Source organism: Mycobacterium sp. (genome assembly GCF_965229105.1).
Taxonomy (GTDB): Bacteria; Actinomycetota; Actinomycetes; order Mycobacteriales; family Mycobacteriaceae; genus Mycobacterium.
In genome coordinates this window covers 4181301-4200847 of the sequence record NZ_OZ245858.1, presented here as the reverse complement: position 1 = coordinate 4200847, position 19547 = coordinate 4181301, and the positions used below count along the sequence as shown (strand labels likewise).

The window sequence follows — 19547 nt, the reverse complement described above, 5'->3', positions numbered from 1 at the left end:
ACGGTAGTGCGGTGACCGAGACCGCTGCTACCGAGACCGCCAGTTGGCGGGCGCTTCTCGGTCCGAAGCACCTTGGCGCCTCCACTGTTCTGGCCGGCGGCGTCGCACTGTATTCCACCAACGAGTTCCTCACCGTCAGCTTGCTGCCCAGCGCGGTGTCCGAGATCGGCGGTCAACGCCTCTATGCGTGGGTGACGACGGTGTACCTGGTGGCGTCGGTGGTCACCGCCACCATGGTCAACCCGATCCTCGTTCGGCTCGGTCCGCGGTGGTCGTATCTGGTGGCACTGAGCGTGCTCGTCGCGGGCTCGGTCGTGTGCGCGATCGCGCCCAGCATGGAGATCCTGTTGGTCGGCAGAACCGTACAGGGCGGTGCCGGCGGCCTGGTCGCCGGACTGGGGTATGCGGTGATCAACGCCGCGCTGCCGCCATCACTGTGGATCAAAGGTTCGGCGCTGGTCTCGGCGATGTGGGGGGTGGGCATTCTCGTCGGTCCCGCGACCGGTGGTCTGTTCGCCCAGTTCGGTTCGTGGCGTTGGGCGTTCGGCGCTTTGGCGATCCTGACGGTGGCGATGACGGCGCTGGTTCCGATCGCGCTGCCCGGACGTAGCGCCGAAGAAGCCGCCGCAGCCATCGGGACCGGACTGCGTATCCCCGTCTGGTCACTACTGCTGTTGGGTTCTGCGGCGTTCGCCGTATCGGTGGCCGGCATTCCGCGCAACCCGGCGATCACCGCCTGCCTGCTGATCCTTGGTGTGCTGCTGGTTTTGGTGTTCCTGGTGGTCGACCGGCGCGCCACTGTATCGGTGTTGCCGGCCACGGCTTTTCGCCCCGGCCCGCTGAAATGGATGTACGTGACACTGGGGCTGTTGATGGCCGCGACGATGGCCGATATGTATGTGCCGCTCTTCGGTCAACGCCTCGCCCATCTGCAACCGGTCGTGGCCGGGTTCCTCGGCGTCACCATCTCCATCGGATGGACGACGGGGGAGTTGGTCAGTGCCTCGATCAAGAAGACCGCGCTGACCGTTCGGGTGGTCGCGGTCGCGCCGCTGGTGATGGCCGTCGGACTCGGCTTGGCAGCGCTGAGTCAGTTCAATCACGCGCCGCTGGGCGCCATCATCGTCTGGGCGGTTGCGCTGGTGATCGCCGGGACCGGGGTGGGCATGGCATGGCCACACCTGTCGGCATGGGCGATGGGCGGCGTGGACGATCCGGCTGAGGGTGGCACCGCCGCCGCGGCCATCAGCACCGTGCAACTGATCTGCGGTGCGTTCGGTGCCGGTCTTGCCGGTGTCATCGTGAACATGACCGACAGGGGCGACGTGACCGCACCGCGTTGGCTGTTCGGCATCTTTGCCGTGCTGGCGGCGCTCGGCTGCATCGCCTCCTATCGCGCCGGCCGCGGCCGGGATGCCGCAGGTTAGGGTCGATAGCCGTGGACGCATTCGCCGCCGGCCAGTTGAGCCGATCCCTGGACCCGCTGCATTCGGCCAGCTATTTCGTCCCTGAGGCGGGTGAGCGATTCGGGGCACTGGGACTGCCGGGCCGGATGGCCTATTTCGCCGCGAGGTCCGCCCCTATGGGGGCCGTCGGCGCGAAAGTCGTTGCCGCCACCTTCTTTAACTTCAGCCCTGAGCTGATCGCCACGATGATCCCTGCAGCGTGGGAGGTGGCCACCCCCGAGGCCGTCACCCGGGTCCGCTACGACGTGGTAGCGCAGGCCGTGCCGCGACTGCTCGGCCCGGAACTCACCCAGTCCGCTGAGCTCGCGCGCGCGGCGGTGTTGTTGCGGCGCACTGCCGAGGCAATTCCGGCCGCCGACGGTCGACCGCTCTACGCCGGCCACGCCGAACTGGATTGGCCGGATGAAGCGTACGGGCAAGTGTGGCATGCCATTACGTTGCTGCGCGAGTACCGCGGCGACGGCCATATCGCTGTACTGGTGGCGAACGGACTGTCCGGTGTGGAAGCGCTGATCACCCACACCGCTACGGGTATCGGCTTCGATCCTGAGTTCGGGCGCCGGTTACGCGGCTGGTCGCGTGAGCAGTGGGACGACGCCGTGGAGGTCCTGCGCCGTCGGGGCCTGCTCGATCAGGACGGGGGCCTGACTCCGGCCGGGCTCGAGCTGCGCGCCGCCATGGAGGACCGCACCGATGACCTGGCCTATGCGCCGTGGCGCACATTGTCCGATGACGAGGCCGCCGAACTCACCCGCATGGCCGTAGCCCTGAAGTCGGCGGTCCAGGCTGGCAACGTTTTTCCGACAGGTGCCTTCGGCCCGCGGCACGGACAGCATCGCTGATCTGGCTACTCGGGTTCATCGTCGAGCTGACGAAGCGACGTCACACCGGCGACTTCGGCCAACAGTCCTGGGGCCTGCAGAATTGACGTGCCACTCAAGGTCAGGAGCACTCCGACCTGTCCGTCTCCTTCAGATGTCGGTGCATCGGACGACAGTTCGGCGAGCTGCCAGCGATGCCGGTCGCAGATCTGCAGGATCTGGTGCATCGCGCCGTGGCCGTCCTGATAGGTGATATGCAGCCGGACAGTTCCGCTCAGGCGCGAGGTCAGTCGACGCGCCAACGGGGCAAATCCGAGAATGATCAGGAAGTGCATCGCGGTCACCGTGACCGCCAGCAGCAGTAGCCCCGCGCCGGCCGCCATCCCGATGGCAGCGCACTCCCAGATTGCCGCAGCCGTGGTCAGGCCGTGCACTGCGCCGCGACGGGTGATGATCAGCCCGGCGCCGAGAAAGCCGATGCCCGAGACGATTTGGGCCGCAACGCGGGACGGATCCACCATGACCGTGCCGGGGACCAGGACGTCGGCGAAACCGTACTTGCTGATCAACAGGATAAGAGCGGCCGAAGTACCTACGATTGTCTGCGTACGCAGGCCGGCACTCTTGCCCTGGATCTCCCGTTCCAGGCCGATCAGTGCCGTCAGGCCGAACGCGACAAACAGCTCGATGATCTGGCGGGTGCCCTGCCCAGCACCACCGAACAGGGGCGGGTCTGCAAGCCAGATCTCCATTCCAACAAGCTAACCGGGATCGGGCTCGCGATGACTTTTGACACGCACCACAGTCTGTCTGAGTAACGCCGATGTGAGGACACACCATGCCTGAGAACTCTGCCGCCTATCCCACTGTTGCCAGCCGGGAAGACTGGTTGGCCGCCCGCAAGAAACTGCTGGCCCGTGAACGCGAAGTGACCCACCTGCGTGACGCCGTCAACGCCGACCGGAAACGTCTACCAATGGTCAAGGTGGACAAGGACTACGTCTTCGAAGGTCCCGACGGTTTGGTGCGGCTCATCGACATGTTCGAGGGTCGCAGCCAGCTCTACATCCATCACTTCATGTGGATCGACGCCATCGATGCCGGTTGCCCGAGCTGCACTGTCGCCGGCGATCTGCAGTTCAACGAGCAGACGCTGGCCATGCTGCACGCCAGGGATCTCAGTCTCGCCTGCGTATCTCGTGCCCCCTATGCCAGCATCGCCCGCTACAAGGAGTGCCACGGTTGGACGTTCCCCTGGTATTCGTCGCGGGACAGCGATTTCACCTACGACTACCAGGTCACCCTTGATCCTGCGCGGGCACCGATCGAATACAACTACCGTTCGCTCGACGAACTGCACAGCGCCGGTTTCACCGACGACGAGTTACGCGGTGATATGCCAGGGGCCAGCGTCTTCCTGCGCCGCGGTGACGAGGTCTTCCACACCTACTCCGCCTACGCCCGCGGACTGGACCACGCGTCGGTCGGCTACCCCTTCCTGGATCTGACGCCGTACGGCCGACAGGAGGCCTGGGAGGACGCGCCGGCCGGTTGGCCGCAGGACGGGGTGGCCGCGGGTGTGCCTTCCGACGGCAGTTGCCACTGAGCTGCTTGGATCAGGACGATTCAAAACCTGCGCAGGGTCAACTAAGATTCAGCGCCGGTAGCGGGCATTGAACGATTCGGCGAGCGCGTTGTCCGTACTCGATTCCCACCGCACCCATCGACTGGGCGATACTCAGATCGCGGCGCGCGAATAGCGAAATCCATTGAATTGTAACGGCTTCCGTGATCCGAGTGGAACACCGCGCAGGTCAAACCACCCCGCAGGCCGTCGGCGGCTTCGAGCGTATTCTCAACGAGTTCGGTGCGCATGTGATCGGCGATCGCCCAACCCGCCACCCGCCGCGAACAGCAGTCGATCGCCGTCGCCAAATACAAGTTCCCGCCGGTGGCAACGGCAGGTAGGTGATGTCCCCGACGTACTTCATGTCATTCAACGGTAGGGTCACGTCCGACGGGATGGAAGATTAGCGAGGCAGATGAATAACACGCTGATCTATGGGCCAGCTCAATGCGGCCTGTACCGCTGCCGCGACCGGACGGCCCGTCGACCTATGGTCACGAAAGCATGATCGCTGACGTCCGGACCTTGTGGATGGTTTTGTCGACCACCGGGTTCTTGTTCGGGATGATCGAAGTTTTGGTCGGCTATGGCAAACGGCGTGATACAGCGATGGTCCTGTGGGGTTGCGCAAATCTCGCCGCCGGGGTGGGCGCCGGCCTGTTGAGTGCCCAGGGCGTACTGCCCTATGTCTTATCGGAGGCTGCTGCGGACGGCTTCCTTGCCCTTTGCTTCAGCCTGGTCTGGGCGGGGATGCGGGAGTTCGCCGGTCAACCGATTCCCTGGGCGATCGTGGTGGCCGGTCCGCTGTTACCCGTGATCGGGTGCCTATTCATCCCGCCTTTTACCAGCAACATCGTGATGCGTATTCATCTGGTGTCGATAGTTCTCGTCGCATATCTGCTGCTGCTTGCCAAGGACTGTCTTCGGGCCGAGCGCACCGAACGACTGACCATAAGGCGAGTGATGGCTGTCGTATGCATCGTCGCGGCCATTTCTGTGATCTGGCGGTCCGTCAGCGCCCAACTGCACAGCGGGACATACGATCTGATGGGGAACTCGGCATCGGCTGCCACACCCCTGGTGGCGTTATTCATCACGGCAACGGTGATCAATATCTGCCTCCTACTGGTGGGACGTGAGCGGCTGGGCAACCAACTGGCACGCGCTGCGGTGGTGGACGGCCTAACCGGGACATTGAACCGGGCTGGATTTCTGGTCGAAGCGAAGCGGGTGGCGGATGCATGCGAGCAACTTTCACAACCGTGTTCGGTCATCGTCATGGACCTCGACGAATTCAAAGCCGTCAACGATCATCATGGGCACGCCGCCGGCGATCTACTTCTTGCGGGCTTCGCATCCATAGCGGAGAGCAACCTGCGTCACGAAGACGTCCTGGGACGGATCGGGGGTGAGGAGTTCTGCGCGCTACTCCCGGGTGTGAATCAATCACAAGCTGTCGATATCGCCGATCGACTCCGCCTGGCATTCGGTGAGACCGGGTTCGATGTCACCGGCACCATCCTCAAGGGCACGGTGAGCATGGGAGTCGCCCAAGTGTGCATCGACGAAGAACTTGCCGCCTCGATTCAGTGGGCCGACATGGCGATATACCAGGCAAAAAGCAGCGGACGCGACCGCGTCGCATGCGCACCGCCACTGGCTCAACGGAGCTGCGCTGGGCTGGGTGCCATCAGCGGCGAATAACACTGATGCTGCTTGGATCAGGACGATTCAAAACCTGGGCAGCATGGTTCCGCGCTGGCATCCTCGTAGACACAACGCGGGTGTGGCCGAGTGGTCAGGCACCGGCCTGCAAAGCCGTTCACGCGGGTTCGAATCCCGCCACTCGCTCGCGTGTGTACGCAAGGTGAAAGCGGTGTCTTGACGCAATCAAGACACCGCTTCTTGCGTCCCAGAATCGATTCCGCGGCCACCCCCGCGTCGCTCAATTCACCGCATTGCCGCACTGAACTGGGAATTTGTTGGTAATTTACGATTGCGACTATTACCCGGAAGTCGAGGGCGGTCAGCCCAATTACGGGGGTCGCTTCACGCTAACGGGGGATGTACATGACTAACGGACATAAGAAATCGGGATCGACTCGGCCTGCTGAGCGCGGAGCGCATCGCACACTGGGCGTCAAGACCTGGCTGGGTGCGGGTGCGCTTGCCGTGGGTGTGGGTGCTGCCATTGCAGGCGCCTCGGGCGTTGCCCAGGCCGACACTGGCGATCACGGCACGACGTCGTCCTCGGCGAACAAGCAACACTCCGCCACATCGGCCGGACCCAAGCGCGGTCCGGCCAACGCTGCGGCGGCCTCGGTCAACCAAGCGGGTTCACGCTCGGTCAAGCTGGCGGCGGTCAGCGACGATTCTGTGCGCCCCGCCGCGGCGGCTTCCCGGCCGAGCCCGGCCCGGGCGAGCCGCCTCGCTGCGGCCAGCGTGACCGCCGCTCAAACCGAGGAGTCCACCCAGACGGTCGAAACGCCATTCGGTCCCATCACGGTGGTGACGACGGTGAACTCTCCGGACGTGGGCACCAGCGGTCCGCTGTCCATCAATGTGAACGCGTCCACCCCGGTGGGGGAGCTGGCGTTCTCAGTGGCCGGCGCGCAGACCTTCACCACCACCCCGCTGCGCAATGAGGTCGCGTTCACCGGCGGGACGGTCGTCACATCGCCCCAGGCCGCATTACTGGGAAGTGCGGCAAGCGCGATCCTCGCCGGTGGACTATCCGCGTCGGGCTCCGCCGACGCGCTCATCACCGCGCTGCAGAACAACGATGTGGTGGGGGCGCTGCTGGCCTTCACCACTGCTGCCCCGCAATTCATCAGTGGTTTTCTGTTCGGCGATCAGACGGTGACAGTGCCGTTCGAACTCGCGGAAACGGGAACAGCTGTGCAGTTGCATATCCCAGCGGTAGGGATTTTCGGCGCGGCGAGGTCAATCACGCTCACCGTGCCCGCCTATAGCTACATCGACGAAGCCACCGGAGCCGAATTCAAGCTCGACGGGACAGACTTCGAGTTCGTCGGGACGAAGTTCGGTGGCGCGGCTTGGAAACTGATCGGACTCTGACCGGTCTGATACCCAAACCAGCGTCATTGCTGGCCTCGATGGTCGCCATTGCTTCGATGATGGCGACCATCACTGGGGCACCTCTCGCGGCGCAGCGGGAGCTCGGGTAGCGGCGCGGACCTCGAGCAGCTCGCCCAACTCCTCTGCGTAGGCGAGTTGTTTCCTCAGCTTCACGGCGCTCTCTCCTGCCTTTGACCGGCATTCCTGGAGATAGCCCGCTGCGGTGGTGCGCTGTTCTTCGGCCGCATCGTCGTCGGCGAGGACGTCGAGTGCGTCGAGCAGGTCTTTCATTTCGGCGAGCGTGAACCCGAGGGGTTTCATCCGCCGAATGACCAGCAGCCGTTCGATGTCGGCTTCGGTGTACAGGCGAAAGCCGCCGGTCGAGCGGGCGGAGGGAGTGACCAGTCCGACCTCGTCGTAGTGGCGCACCGTGGTGATCGACAACTCGGTGCGGGCGGCAACCTGTCCGATCTGCATTTGCTGGTCGCTCACTGTTCGGCGCCGAGCTTCCCGGAGAGTCGATCGTGGCGATCAGCCGAGTCGGTGTTGAGGCCGATGATCTCGACGTGCTTGCCCTTTGCGTGATACTTCGTGGTCACCGCGTCGAGCGCAGCGACCGTCGAGGCATCCCAGATATGCGACGCAGACAGGTCGATGACGATGTTCGCCGGGTCGTCGGTGTAGTTGAACTGATACACCAGGTCATTACTGGACGCGAAGAACAATTCGCCGGTCACCCGGTAGACGACGGTGCCTTCGTCGGTCTGCTCCACCTTCTGCACGGTGACCAGGTGGGCGACGCGGCGCGCAAACAACACCATCGCGGTGAGCGCGCCGACGATGACGCCGTAGGCGAGGTTGTTGCTGGCGACGGTGACCGCCACCGTGCCGATCATCACCAGCGTCTCGCTGCGCGGCATCCGACGCAAGGTGGAGGGCGAGACGCTGTGCCAGTCCATCGTTCCGACCGACACCATGATCATCACCGCGACCAGAGCTGCCATTGGGATCAGGCCGACGATATCACCCAGTCCCACAACGAGTCCCAGTAGAAAGAGACCGGCAAGGAACGTCGAGATGCGCGTCCGGGCACCGGAGACTTTCACGTTGATCATGGTCTGACCGATCATGGCGCAGCCACCCATGCCGCCGAACAGGCCGGTGACGATGTTGGCGACGCCCTGGCCCCAACTCTCCCGGGTCTTGTTGCTGTGGGTGTCGGTGATGTCATCGACCAGCTTGGCGGTTAGCAACGATTCCAACAGCCCGACCAACGCCACCGCCAACGCGTAGGGGGCAATGATCGACAAGGTGTTCAGGGTGACGGGCACGTGCGGCAGTAGTAGCGAGGGCAGGCTGGTGGGCAGTTCTCCTTCGTCGCCGACATTGGGGATGTGCACTTTGAAGGCAAGGACGGCGGCGGTGAGGATCACGATGGCGATCAGCGGAGCGGGGATCGCGGTGGTCAGCTTAGGTAAAAACACCATGATGAACAGGCCGACCGCGACGAACGGGTAGACCAGTGCGGGCACGCCGATCAGATAGGGCAGCTGCGATAGAAAGATCAAAATTGCCAGCGCGTTGACGAATCCGACCATCACGCTGCGTGGGATGAACCGCATCAGGCGGGCCACTCCCAGCAGGCTGAGCACGATCTGCAATGCGCCGGCCAGCAGCACCGTCGCGATCAGATAGTCCAGGCCGTGCTCGCGAACCAGGGGGGCGATCACCAGGGCGACCGAGCCGGTCGCGGCGGAAATCATCGCCGGCCGGCCACCGACGACGGCAATGGTCACCGCCATGGTGAATGACGCGAAGAGGCCGACCCGGGGATCGACCCCGGCGATGATGGAGAACGAGATCGCTTCCGGGATGAGCGCGAGCGCGACCACGAGGCCCGCAAGCACTTCGGTCTTGAGTCGCGAGGGCGATCGCAGCGCAGCCATGACCGACGTGCTGGGGTCGCCGGCCTCACGCACGTTCAGTTCGGGTGAAATCTGTTGCGAAGACACGGTATTCCGTTCGATAGGTGTGCACGACGATAAGGCAGTCGCGTCAATGCGAACCTTCGGACCGGGGCCAACCCTACTCTCACCTTAGGTGAGAGTGTGAATGCGGTGGGCTTCGTCACCCGGAGACGCGCGTTAACCTGCCCTCGCGCCCGCTGAGGTAGCAATTCGGTCAAACAGACGCGTGTCTCGGCGTAGCGTGCCGACGTGTGACGACGATGTCCGAATGGAAGAAGACCGGGGCCCTCTGCAAGAACGGCGAACCAGTCGAGGAGCGCGAGGTGACCACCCATTTCGCGAACGGCGATCCGTCGATCGAGGTCGAGACGCGATGCTGCTCGGCCTGCGAGGCCCGCGGCAGGTAACTCTACTCACGCTCCACGCGCCGCGGACCGATTGCGGGCGTCCACCATTCGACGACCAGCAGGGTTGCCTGGTCGTTCAAGTGGGTGTGGACGACATCGCTGATGTCGGCGTGGAACCCGTCGCGCGAAATCAGGCTCCGCTTGTTCGAAATGACCCCATGCCGTCATCGCCCGATGATCGCATTCATGCGGTGGGGTTATAGGCCCGTTCCAGCTCCTCGGGCGGGGGAGTGCGATTGGCGCCGAGGCCGTCCCAGCGCTTGATGCCGGCCACCTCGATATCGAACAGTTCCAAGGCGCGTGCCACGGTCTGGTCGACGATATCGTCGATGGTTGTCGGTAGCGCGTAGAACGCCGGCACCGGGGGCATGATGATCGCGCCGTTGCGCGTGGCCTGCGCCATCAGCTCGATATGCCCGGCATGTAACGGTGTCTCGCGCAGCATCAGCACCACCCGCCGCCGCTCCTTGAGGCAGACGTCAGCTGCGCGGACCACCAGATTCTCGTTGTAGCAGTGTGCAATTCCGCTCATCGTCTTCACCGAACACGGCGCCACCAGCATCCCGGCGGTGATAAATGATCCCGACGAGACCGCGGCACCGATATCGCGGGGGCTGTACACCCGGTCGGCAAGCGCGCGAACCTCATCCGGTTTGTACGACGTCTCATGCAGGATCGTCCTGTTCGCGGAGCTGGTCAGAATCAGATGGCTTTCGACATCCGTTACAGCCCGAAGCATGTGAAGTGCCCGTATTCCGTACAGCGCGCCGGATGCACCCGTGATCGCAACGATCAGACGTTTCATCTGCCCTCCAAGGGTCGCACTCGCTCGGCAGCGGCGGCGATCACCGACACAGCCTCCAGCTCGGTGTCATCGAGGTCCCGCTCTGCCGCCGCCACAGCGACGACGGTGATGCCTGCCGCCGCCCGCTGGGCCGGCTCACCGGTGACTGTCGGGCCGCCGACATTGGCCGCAACATCGTCGAGCTCGTCGAGTTCGATCAGCTCGGATTCGATTTCCAAATCGTGCAGTTTCCTGCGCAGCTCGATGGTAGCTGGAGTGGGGGCGGGAGACGGCCCATTCTTGAGACGCTGACGTACCGCACGCAGCGGTCGCACCACCTCGGAATGCCAGTCTCGGACCCGTTCCTGTGCGATCGTCAGTGCGGTCTCGGTGAGGCTTCGGTCATGCGCGGCCCCGATGTAGGCGGCAAACAAAACTAAATTGACGTCAAGGTCAAGGCGATTCTGCAGGAGCAGACAAGCCGCGGGAACGCCGTCGGCGGCGTAGACGGCCAGCGCGAAACGTCGAAGATCGTCGCGGCTTTCAACGCTCATGGCTGCCCTCCCGATTCCGAATCCGATACCGCCGTCGCGGCGACCGCATCGAGAACTTTCATGGCATTATCGCTTTTGCTGCGGGCCGCCGCTCGAAGTGTTCTGATATGCGCTGAGCGCGTATCGCAGAAGAGTATGGGGCATCGAACTGTGCCGTTCCAGGATTTTCGTGAGTTCCTCGATGCGTTGCGTTCGTGCGGCGAGCTCATCGACGTCGACCGCCCGGTAGCCCTCGACCTCGAGGTCGCCAAGGCGTTGCGCAAAAGTGCCTCGCTGGCTGGGCCGGCCATCGTTTTTCAGCAGAACGGCACCGACTTCCCGTTGGTCGGCGGCGTCTACAACTCGCGAGCCAAGGCGCTCATCGCATTCGGGTGCGACGAGGACAGCGCGTATGAGCAGATCATCGCGGGGTTGAGCAACCGCATCCCACCGAGCTACGTCACGGATGGGCCGGTGCACCAGAACGTCGTCATCGGCGACGATATCGACCTCTCCATCTTGCCCGTCCCCAGGTACAGCCCCGATGACGGCGGCCCGTACATCACCTCGGGATTCGTCGTGAGCCACGACCCCGAAAGCGGGGTTCCCGACATTGGCCACTACCGGTGCGAGATCATCGACAACAAGACGATGTCGATGATGGCCGCTCCAGGTCATCGGTTCGCGAAGAATATGGCCAAGGCACAACGTCTGGGACACAAGATGTTTCGGGGCGCACTGGTGGTCGGTGTCGATCCGATGATCGCATACTCCTGCCCCATCCAGACCACCGACGATACCAACGATTGGGAGGTCGTCGGTGGCATGCGCGGTGCCCCGGTGGAATTGGTCAAGTGCCTGACCAACGACGTCGCTGTACCCGCCCATGCCGAGGTGGTCATCGAATTCGAAGTCGACTTCACCCAGACCGTCTCCGAGGGACCCCTTGGTGAATACACCGGCTACTACACCCCGGCGTCTGCCAAGCCGGTCGTGCGCCCCACCGCTATCACCTACCGCGACGGCGCCTACTTCCAGGCGCTCCTGACCGGGCGCCCGACCACCGAAAACCACATCCTCAAGCTGCTGCCGTTCGAGGCATCGTTCACCCAGATGATGCGCCAACAGTTCCCGTCGATCGAGCGGGTGTCGATTCCACCGTCGGGCGGGGTGTTCTTCCGTGTCGTCATCGCCATGCGGCCGCGTTACGCGGGCGAGGCTCGGAGCGCCATCCTGGCCGCGATGGGCAGCAACATGCGACCGAAGACGGTGATCGTCGTCGATCCCGATATCGACGTCCACGACTCCGAGGAAGTGGAGTGGGCGTTGGCGTTCCGCACCCAACCGGCCCGCGATGTGATCATCGTCGACGACCTTCCCGGGGGAGCTCTGGACCCGACTGCCGACGAGTCCCTACCGCCGGATCGACGGACCGGATCGGCACTGGGCATTGACGCCACCTACCCGTACGGCACCGTCATCAAGACGGTCGGCGACGTCTGTGGACCGGCGCTGGCCGAGCACGGCAAAGAGTTCGTCGAAGTGGCCGACGTACCTGGCTGGCGTGACTACGACTTCCCCGAACTCGACACGAAATAGGGAGCACACATGCCCGAGATCGAGCACGAACTCAAGATCAACGCCACCCCCGAACAGGTCTATGCTGCCCTGACGACGCTGGAGGGCGTCAAGGGCTGGCACACGCCCACAGCGTGCGGCACCGGTGGGCTGGGCACCGAGTGGCGCTTCGAATTTGCGAATCACTCCGAATTTGGTTGGGAGATAACCGCTTCGGACCAGCCGAGGAGAGTCGGCTGGCGCTGCACCCGCGGACCCGGCGATTCTCCTGGCACCACCGCAACCTTCACCCTCACGCCGACCTCCGACGGTCGCACACTCGTTCAACATGTGCACGCCGGCTGGCCCGGTACGGATGGCAACTTCCGTAAGTGCAACACCACCTGGGGCGTGCTGCTGCATCACCTGCGTGACTACGTCGAGACCGGCAACGCTGCACCGGCGTTCGAGTGAAGGATGCACAATGCCACAACAGAGCCTCAGTGACTTCGTCCACGATATGGAGAAGGCGGGCCTGCTGGTTCGCATCACCGACGAGAAGCGGGTCGACGAGCTGCCCGCCGTCATGGAGGCCCATCCGCTGACTGCGGTGCTGGTGGAGAAGGTCACCGACTGCGAGTTCCAGTTCCTGGCCAACGCCTATTCGAATCAGGACCAGACGGCCTGGGCGCTCGGCTGCGAGAAGAGCGAAACCGGCCGCCGGATGGTGGAACTCGGCAAGGGCCGGATCAAACCGGAGATCGTCGAGACCGCGCCGTGTAAAGAAGTCATCCTTACTGGCGACGAGGTCGACCTGACCCGGCTGCCACTGTTCCTGCACCACGACCGGGACGGGCATGCCTACACCAACGACAACCTGGTGGTGACCAAACACCCGGACACCGGTGTCTACGACTGGGGCATCTACCGAAGCATGTTCCGGTCGAAGACCGAGAAAATGTTCGATATGACGTGCACGTCGCACCGTGCCCGGTTGAATGCCCAAGCGGCGCAAGCCAAGGGGCACAACCTTGAGCTGGCCATCGTGATCGGTGGTCCGCTGGTGGACAAGGTGGCTGCCCTGACGGGCGTGCCGCCGGGCACTGACGATTTCGAGGTGCTCGGCAACTTTTACGGGCACCCCGCGAAGCTGGTGAAGTGCGAGACCATCGACCTGTTGGTGCCGGCCAATGCCGAGATCGTCATCGAATGCGAACTGATGGCGACCGAGGGACTGACCCACGACGAGGGCCCGTACGGTGAGTTCACCGGGATGTACGGCGGCGGCATCAAACACAACTTCCGGGCAGTCGTGAAGGCGATGACGTTCCGCAAGGGCGGCATCTTCCAGCACGCGACGATCGGCGGCCTACACCCCTGGTACACCGACAACATGCTGCAACTGCCCATGATCGAGTCCGATCTCTACGGCGGGCTCGCGATGGCCGGGATCGACGTCAAAGAGGTCCGGGCCCCGCTGGGCGGGTTGTCGAATATCGCCTACGCCAAGATCAAGACCAGGGGAGCGGGCGACTCGAAACAGGCGCTCGGGGTGATGCTGACTTGTTCGAAGCAGGGACTGCCGAAGATCGCCATGGTGTTCGACGAAGACGTCGACATCTGGGATGACAACGCGGTGCAATTCGCGATGGCGTTCCGGTACATGCCACACCTGGACACCGTGACCCTGCCGAGCGGTAACACCATGACCGTGGACCCGATGATCGCCGAGGACGCCCCGCCGGGGACCGCGTCCAAGATCGGTCTGGACTGCACCATCCCGATCAGCCCGAAGTTCACGCCGTCGCACTTCGACCGCAGCACCGTGTTCGAACTCGGCGATCCGCCAGCCGATGTCGTCATCTTGACGGAGCAGGAGTTGACGACGGAGATGGCCGCGTTTGTCCGCGACGCGCCGCGAACCTGGAAGGAAATTCTGCAACACTTCATCGGACAGCCGTATCGCACTGTCTACGGCGCATTCAGTAATCTGCGGCACCAACTCGGGCGGTGTGATGACGAGCCGTGGTATCGCTATACGTTCTCCGACAGCGACTTTGCGGTGAATGTCGAGGAAGCTAGACCGTCGAACTTCGACCCGCGGCATCGGGATTGATCTCACTGCTCACTGCGGGTCGGCGCGCAACGTTTCGAACAGTTCCGGGTAGTGCAGGTGCGCCACGAAATGTCCTCCGCTGCGCATCGTCAGCTTGGCCCCGGGTATCCGCCGCGCCAACGCATGCGGCCATTCCCGATTCACCAATGCGTCCTCGGTACCGGTCCAGACGTGGACGGGAACTGTCAGGTCTTCAGGAGCAAAACCCCACGGCCGCATCCACGCCCGGTAATCCTCTACGACGCCGTCGGGGCGCCGTAACGCTTCGGCCGACATCTGCGCGAAGGCCCCATAGCCTTCTCGGCGCAGCACCGCCGCATCGGCGGGTCCCAGCTCCTTGGCGGCCAACCGTCCGTATCGTTGCGGCGCATACCTGGCCACCCCGCTCATCGCCCTGAAGCAACCGAGCGCGAGCGACGGAGCCCGCTGCGACAACCGGGTGTATACCCGGTCCATCAGTGGAAGCTGTTCGAAGACACCGTGTTCGGTGAGCGGTAGCGCGCCGGCGATGATCGCCACGCGGGTCACCCGAGGTGGCAGCAGATAGCCGACCGCCGCCGCATATTGACCGCCCATCGACCATCCCATGACCGCAAATCGGTCGATCTCAAGGTGATCGGCGAGTTCGGAGATATCGCCGGCCCAGTCGAGAATGGTGCGATTCGGCAGAGCGTCGGACAGTCCGATGCCGGGTCGATCGGGGGAGATCAGCCGGATGCGGGTCTGGGTCGCGGCTTGTGCGGCCGCGGCCACATCGAGTCGACACGCCAGCCCGCCGTGCGCATTGACCACCGGGAAACCGAGGGGGTCGCCGTATTCAGCCCAACCAAGAGCACGCCCGTCACCGAGCTCTAGCGTCCGACCAGCTGGCGAGTGCACCAGATCATGATCGCCCAGCCGGCGGCGACCCGGCTCAGATCTGCTGATGTGGCCGATCGATCAGGTCGAGCGGGCCGATGTCCTGGCATCCGGAACGATGATCGACAGTCCCCAGCTGACGATCGACAACACGATCGCACCCCAGATCGCTGTCCACCAGAATTCGTCGATATGCAGACCCCAGTGGGTGGTTTCATCGGTGATCCACGACGTGATCCACAGCATGAACGCGTTGATCACGATGTGGAACAGCCCGAGGGTGAGGATGTAGAGCGGGATCGACAACACCTGCACGACGGGTTTGATGATCGCGTTGACCAGACCGAAGAGCACGGCGACGACGAAGATGATGCCAACTCGTTGCAGCGTGGTCTCGCCACCGACGAAATCGATCCCGGGAACGATCAGAGTCACGACCCAGAGTGCGAATCCGGTCAGCGCGGTACGGATGAGAAACGGCCCCATGGTGATGATCTTGTCACGGGGTGGGGCCACCTAGCGTATTGCCTTCACCACCTGCGCGAAATTGAACTGCCAACGCTCGACGATGCGGAACCCGGCGCCGGCGACCGCTTGGTAGGCAGGTGCGGAGGACAGTCGCAACCCCGGTGCCAGCGCATCGCCGGTGTGATGGTCGGGTTGGGCCTTATCCCGATCCGACACGATCCAGACCACGGTGCACCTGCGCAGCCGATCGGTCCAGCTCCAAATGGAAAGATGTCTGTCCCACAACATATTTCGTTCGACTGCACGCATCCCTCTGCCGGGATCCACCAGCTTGTCGTACACCTGTGGCCTGGCGGCGGTCAGCGCACGGATCGGGCCTGGCTTCCACGTCGCGGTGTTATCCAAAGCCAGGCAGTCACCGGCTGCGGCCCTTGCGCCGATGGTATCGGCCACTTCGCTGAAGTCCATCCCTTCCTTGGCGTACGGACCACGTTGTACGACAAAATAGTTGGGCAGGGCGGCGGCTCCGAGCAGAGCGAGCACGGCGGCCACCGGCACCGTGGAGCGCGCGACCGCGACAACACTGACCCCGAGTAACAGGGCCGCCGCGGGTGCGGTGAAACTCAGATAGCGCGGGTAGTAGACCGGTGTGCCCAGAACCGAATAGCCCAGCATCACCGCGGTCGGAACGACCATCCACACGATGGCGACAAGCACCAGACGCCAGCCCGCGTTCTCGGGTAGCAGTCGACTCGGCCTGCGGAGCAGCGCGGCCGCCAACACGATGGTGCCCGCCATCGCCGCGAACGGGATGCTGTCGTCGAAATACTGCTCGCGCAGCACGTCGGCGACGTTGTGCCAGCCGGGCGGCGATATCCATCGGACCTGGCCGATCTGGGTTCTGCTGAAGGCCAGAAACGGCGTGACCGTGATGACTGCGGCGCTCACGGCCAGGACCCACGGGACGGTCACCGCGGGCCTGCGTTGGGCCACCACGACGACCAAGACGGCGTGCGCCGCGATGATCAGGAGCACATACACATTGGCCACGGTGGCCACCACGATGCCCAGCGAGTAGAGCAGCCATAGCACCGCGATCCGGCGCCGCAGCGCGGTCACGCACAACACGGTCAACCAGACCGCGACCGCCATCGTCACCGCGTACGAACGGGCTTCGATGCCCGCCCACGTCACCCGGGGGAGTAAGGCGAAGATCACCCCAGCGGTCAGACCCACCGCCCGTGTCGAAAGCTGTTTGGCGAGAACGACAACACCGGCTGCGGCAAGGCCCACCGCCACGGCGCTCGGCAAGCGGAGGAACAATTCCGTCGGAGGGAACACCCCAAGCCAGCAGTGCATCAGCAGGTAGTAGAGGCCGTGCACGGCGTCGATGTTGTGCACCATCGCCCATAACTCGGGTATCGATCGCGAGGCCGCTGACAGTGTCGCGGCTTCGTCGTACCACAGTGATGGGCGGTCGGCGCCGATGGCAGATATCGCCATCGCCAGCACCGCGATAACGGCCGGGTCCAACGGGCCTTGGTGCCACCCGTGAGGCCTGCGCAGGGTTTCGACACGGGGGAGGGCCGGTGTGACGACCATGCAGTCTCCTGCCATTTCGTGTCGGCTCTTGATGGGTCCAGGCGGCCACACCGTAACCCGCTCCCTGCCACGTTGCGCGCTGACCGGCGCCGCAGGAGTGTTCGCAGACACCGGGATCGAGGGATTGTGCGCTGAGTCATGTTGTTGGACAGGGCAAACTGTGTTCTGTCTGACTTTTGCGTGCGATACCCATCACGTGTCGCCAAGCTCACGTCATACTGGACAATTCGCATCACCGCTGGTTATGCGGCAAACATGCTTGTGTTGTTGACAGAGGTTGTCGTCAATTGCGCCCATCGCCGTGTGACTACGGGCTAATCTCACGACGAGCTAATGTCACGACCGGCGTTGCAACTGAACACTTGGAGGCACTTGATGAGCAGCTACAAGACCGTCGTCGTCGGCACCGACGGCTCAGACTCGTCGCTGCGTGCTGTCGACCGGGCGGGTGCACTGGCTTCTGGGCCCGGTGCGAGGGTCATCATCGCCACTGCGTACTTCCCGTCGTCCGACGATTCCCGCGCATCCGACGTCCTCAAGGACGAGGGCTACAAGCTCTCCGGCAATGCACCGATCTACGCCATCCTGCGAGAGGCGAAGGACCGGGCCAAAGCTGCCGGCGCCACCAATGTCGAGGAGAAGGCCGTCGTCGGCGCTCCCGTCGATGCACTGGTGGAACTCGCCGAGGAGTCCAACGCAGATCTGCTCGTCGTCGGCAACGTCGGCCTGAGCACTATTGCCGGTCGTCTGCTGGGCTCTGTGCCGGCGAACGTCGCTCGACGGTCCAAGACCGACGTGCTGATCGTCCACACGACGGGCTAATCACCAGCCAAGGACTGAACAACTTCGGCGACCGCCCGTTCTGCGGCGTCGACGGCACCTTCCATGTAGGCGCTCCACTGGGTGGCGGTATCTGTCGAGGCCCAGTGCAATGACCCGATGGGCTCGCTCAAGGCATGCCCGTAGGTAGTCCATACGAACGGGCCCATATTTGCGTTGTAACAGCCGCGGGTCCATGGTCGCTCGGTCCATTCACCGTCGATATAGGCGATCGGATGGGCGGCCTTCGGTCCGAAGATGCGCACCATCTGCTCGGTCAGCGCGTCTCTGCGCGCCGTCTCGTCCCACTGGTGGAAGGTCCGCGCCTGCGCACCTTCGAGGAAGGCGAGCAGGACGCCCTCGTCGCGGCCCTCGATGCACGTGTCGTTGGACATGTGTGCCGGGCCCACATCGGAAATGAACTGGCCGTTGAAGCCGTCGGCGCGCCAGAACGGTTCGTCATAGACGAAGAAGGCCTTCATCGCCGAGCCATGCGGCATGCGCTGGGTGACCTGATCGCGGACGCCGGGTAGCGGCGGCTCATAGAGGATGCGTGACGCCAAGGTCGGCGCGATCGCGACGATCGCCCGTTTGCCCCGGAAGGTGCGTCCACCGCGGCAGTGCACGGTGACGCCGTCGGGAGTGTGCTCGATCGTCTGCACCGCGGCCTCGAGCACCAGATGCTCGGAGAGTTGGGCGGCCAGCCGGTCCGGGATCTGCGCGGTGCCGCCGACGAATCGGGTGGTCTGAGCGCCGCCCTCGGCCTCGGAGAAGAGGGCGGCGCCCACACCGCAGGTCTGAATCGTGAAGAGCAGATGCAGGAATGACACCTCGACCGTAGGCACGGCAAGGATGCCGACGGTGCAGATTTCCAGCAGCGTCCGCGCGATGGGGCTCAGGTTTTGCGCGTCGTACCACGCGCCGGCGGTGATCGCATCCCACTCAGCAGCGTCGGGAGCCAGCCACGGGGCCTCGGGGGAGACCGTCGCGGCCAGGGTATCCAGGGTCGCCAGCACCCGGTTGACCGATTCGACATCAGCGCCGAACCGCTGATGGAACTCGGTCTGTCCCAGCACCCCGGTGCCGCACAGCTCATATTTGGTATCACCGGCCTCGAACTGCGGGTACGTCTGCACACCGAGTTCGGCAGCGAGGCGGAACATCCGGGCATGGGTGTCACCGATCCACTGCGCGCCCACCTCGAGCGGAATCCCGGGGATGGGTGATTCGGTCAGAATGCGGCCGCCGGTGCGGTCGTTGGCCTCCAAGATCAGCGGCTGGTAGCCGGCGTTCTTGAGCTCCCTGGCGGCGTAGAGGCCGGACAGGCCGGCCCCCACGATAATGACGTCGGCGTCACGTTCCATGAGCAGGCACTGTACTGACGCGGTGGCTGCGTTGTCGGCGGGTGGGTGCAACCAGCCAGTTGTCTGGATCGGCGCGCCTA

General features: G+C 63.9%; 19 protein-coding genes, 1 tRNA gene and 1 pseudogene. 11 read left to right on the top strand and 10 right to left on the bottom strand.

The annotated features are described in order from the left end of the window. Positions 1 to 11: 11 nt before the first annotated feature. On the top strand, positions 12 to 1427 hold the full coding sequence (locus ADBZ9O_RS19585) for an MFS transporter (RefSeq protein WP_526524605.1): 1416 nt from the start codon (positions 12 to 14) through the stop codon (positions 1425 to 1427). Between the two features lie 11 nt (positions 1428 to 1438). Next, positions 1439 to 2308: an SCO6745 family protein gene (locus ADBZ9O_RS19580; RefSeq protein ID WP_526524604.1), complete on the top strand. Its 870-nt coding sequence runs from the start codon at positions 1439 to 1441 to the stop codon at positions 2306 to 2308. Positions 2309 to 2313: 5 nt separating this feature from the next. Here the strand turns inward: ADBZ9O_RS19580 and ADBZ9O_RS19575 are convergent, their stop codons facing one another. Next, positions 2314 to 3039 carry an MgtC/SapB family protein gene (locus ADBZ9O_RS19575; protein ID WP_526524603.1) on the bottom strand — a complete coding sequence of 242 codons (726 nt, stop codon included), beginning with the start codon at positions 3037 to 3039 and terminating at the stop codon, positions 2314 to 2316. An 86-nt stretch (positions 3040 to 3125) separates the two neighbouring features. Between ADBZ9O_RS19575 and ADBZ9O_RS19570 the strand changes: the two genes are divergently transcribed. Continuing rightward, positions 3126 to 3893, top strand: a complete 768-nt coding sequence (locus ADBZ9O_RS19570; protein WP_526524602.1) for a DUF899 domain-containing protein — start codon at positions 3126 to 3128, stop codon at positions 3891 to 3893. Between the two features lie 51 nt (positions 3894 to 3944). On the opposite strand, the pseudogene ADBZ9O_RS19565 reads toward ADBZ9O_RS19570, so the two are convergent. After that, positions 3945 to 4302, bottom strand: a pseudogene (locus tag ADBZ9O_RS19565) (DDE-type integrase/transposase/recombinase); the annotation flags it as partial. 116 nt (positions 4303 to 4418) lie between these two features. Here ADBZ9O_RS19565 and ADBZ9O_RS19560 point away from each other — a divergent pair. From ADBZ9O_RS19560 to ADBZ9O_RS19550, 3 genes are all read left to right on the top strand, one after another. Beyond that, a complete protein-coding gene (locus ADBZ9O_RS19560) occupies positions 4419 to 5618 on the top strand; it encodes a GGDEF domain-containing protein (protein WP_526524601.1) in 1200 nt (399 codons plus the stop codon). Positions 5619 to 5694: 76 nt separating this feature from the next. Further along, a tRNA-Cys gene (locus ADBZ9O_RS19555) sits at positions 5695 to 5765 on the top strand. A gap of 219 nt (positions 5766 to 5984) precedes the next feature. Beyond that, positions 5985 to 6992, top strand: a complete 1008-nt coding sequence (locus ADBZ9O_RS19550) for a hypothetical protein (RefSeq protein ID WP_526524600.1) — start codon at positions 5985 to 5987, stop codon at positions 6990 to 6992. A gap of 69 nt (positions 6993 to 7061) precedes the next feature. Here the strand turns inward: ADBZ9O_RS19550 and ADBZ9O_RS19545 are convergent, their stop codons facing one another. Beyond that, entirely contained in the window at positions 7062 to 7469 is a 408-nt protein-coding gene (locus ADBZ9O_RS19545) for a MerR family transcriptional regulator (protein WP_526533294.1), read from the bottom strand. Positions 7470 to 7480: 11 nt separating this feature from the next. Then, the gene (locus tag ADBZ9O_RS19540) at positions 7481 to 9004 is read right to left on the bottom strand and encodes a SulP family inorganic anion transporter (protein WP_526524599.1); all 1524 of its coding nucleotides are present in this window, start codon (positions 9002 to 9004) and stop codon (positions 7481 to 7483) included. A gap of 206 nt (positions 9005 to 9210) precedes the next feature. Here ADBZ9O_RS19540 and ADBZ9O_RS19535 point away from each other — a divergent pair, with 206 nt between their 5' ends. Further along, complete coding sequence (locus ADBZ9O_RS19535; protein ID WP_526524598.1) at positions 9211 to 9366, top strand: hypothetical protein; 156 nt, start codon at positions 9211 to 9213, stop codon at positions 9364 to 9366. 184 nt (positions 9367 to 9550) lie between these two features. Here ADBZ9O_RS19535 and ADBZ9O_RS19530 read toward each other — a convergent pair whose 3' ends face one another. Both ADBZ9O_RS19530 and ADBZ9O_RS19525 read right to left on the bottom strand, forming a co-directional pair. Next, positions 9551 to 10171 (bottom strand): UbiX family flavin prenyltransferase, encoded by a 621-nt coding sequence (locus tag ADBZ9O_RS19530; RefSeq protein WP_526524597.1) that lies wholly within the window; start codon positions 10169 to 10171, stop codon positions 9551 to 9553. Continuing rightward, the gene (locus ADBZ9O_RS19525; protein WP_526524596.1) at positions 10168 to 10704 is read right to left on the bottom strand and encodes a TIGR02444 family protein; all 537 of its coding nucleotides are present in this window, start codon (positions 10702 to 10704) and stop codon (positions 10168 to 10170) included. The genes ADBZ9O_RS19530 and ADBZ9O_RS19525 overlap by 4 nt, the downstream gene beginning before the upstream one ends. 135 nt (positions 10705 to 10839) lie before the next feature. On the opposite strand from ADBZ9O_RS19525, the gene ADBZ9O_RS19520 reads away from it, so the two are divergent. Genes ADBZ9O_RS19520 through ADBZ9O_RS19510 form a run of 3 tightly spaced genes read left to right on the top strand, consistent with a single transcriptional unit; the run spans position 10840 to position 14356 of the window. Continuing rightward, positions 10840 to 12282, top strand: a complete 1443-nt coding sequence (locus ADBZ9O_RS19520; RefSeq protein ID WP_526524595.1) for a UbiD family decarboxylase — start codon at positions 10840 to 10842, stop codon at positions 12280 to 12282. 9 nt (positions 12283 to 12291) lie between these two features. After that, entirely contained in the window at positions 12292 to 12714 is a 423-nt protein-coding gene (locus ADBZ9O_RS19515; protein ID WP_526524594.1) for an SRPBCC family protein, read from the top strand. A gap of 10 nt (positions 12715 to 12724) precedes the next feature. Further along, positions 12725 to 14356: a UbiD family decarboxylase domain-containing protein gene (locus ADBZ9O_RS19510; RefSeq protein WP_526524593.1), complete on the top strand. Its 1632-nt coding sequence runs from the start codon at positions 12725 to 12727 to the stop codon at positions 14354 to 14356. A 9-nt stretch (positions 14357 to 14365) separates the two neighbouring features. Here ADBZ9O_RS19510 and ADBZ9O_RS19505 read toward each other — a convergent pair whose 3' ends face one another. Genes ADBZ9O_RS19505 through ADBZ9O_RS19495 form a run of 3 tightly spaced genes read right to left on the bottom strand, consistent with a single transcriptional unit; the run spans position 14366 to position 17284 of the window. Then, positions 14366 to 15235, bottom strand: a complete 870-nt coding sequence (locus ADBZ9O_RS19505) for an alpha/beta fold hydrolase (protein WP_526524592.1) — start codon at positions 15233 to 15235, stop codon at positions 14366 to 14368. A 60-nt stretch (positions 15236 to 15295) separates the two neighbouring features. Beyond that, positions 15296 to 15700 carry a phage holin family protein gene (locus ADBZ9O_RS19500; RefSeq protein ID WP_526533292.1) on the bottom strand — a complete coding sequence of 135 codons (405 nt, stop codon included), beginning with the start codon at positions 15698 to 15700 and terminating at the stop codon, positions 15296 to 15298. A gap of 30 nt (positions 15701 to 15730) precedes the next feature. After that, entirely contained in the window at positions 15731 to 17284 is a 1554-nt protein-coding gene (locus ADBZ9O_RS19495) for a glycosyltransferase family 39 protein (RefSeq protein ID WP_526524591.1), read from the bottom strand. A gap of 375 nt (positions 17285 to 17659) precedes the next feature. Here ADBZ9O_RS19495 and ADBZ9O_RS19490 point away from each other — a divergent pair, with 375 nt between their 5' ends. After that, positions 17660 to 18106, top strand: a complete 447-nt coding sequence (locus tag ADBZ9O_RS19490; protein ID WP_526524590.1) for a universal stress protein — start codon at positions 17660 to 17662, stop codon at positions 18104 to 18106. Here ADBZ9O_RS19490 and ADBZ9O_RS19485 read toward each other — a convergent pair. After that, positions 18103 to 19467 carry a flavin monoamine oxidase family protein gene (locus ADBZ9O_RS19485; RefSeq protein ID WP_526524589.1) on the bottom strand — a complete coding sequence of 455 codons (1365 nt, stop codon included), beginning with the start codon at positions 19465 to 19467 and terminating at the stop codon, positions 18103 to 18105. The genes ADBZ9O_RS19490 and ADBZ9O_RS19485 overlap by 4 nt on opposite strands. Between the last annotated feature and the right edge of the window lie 80 nt (positions 19468 to 19547).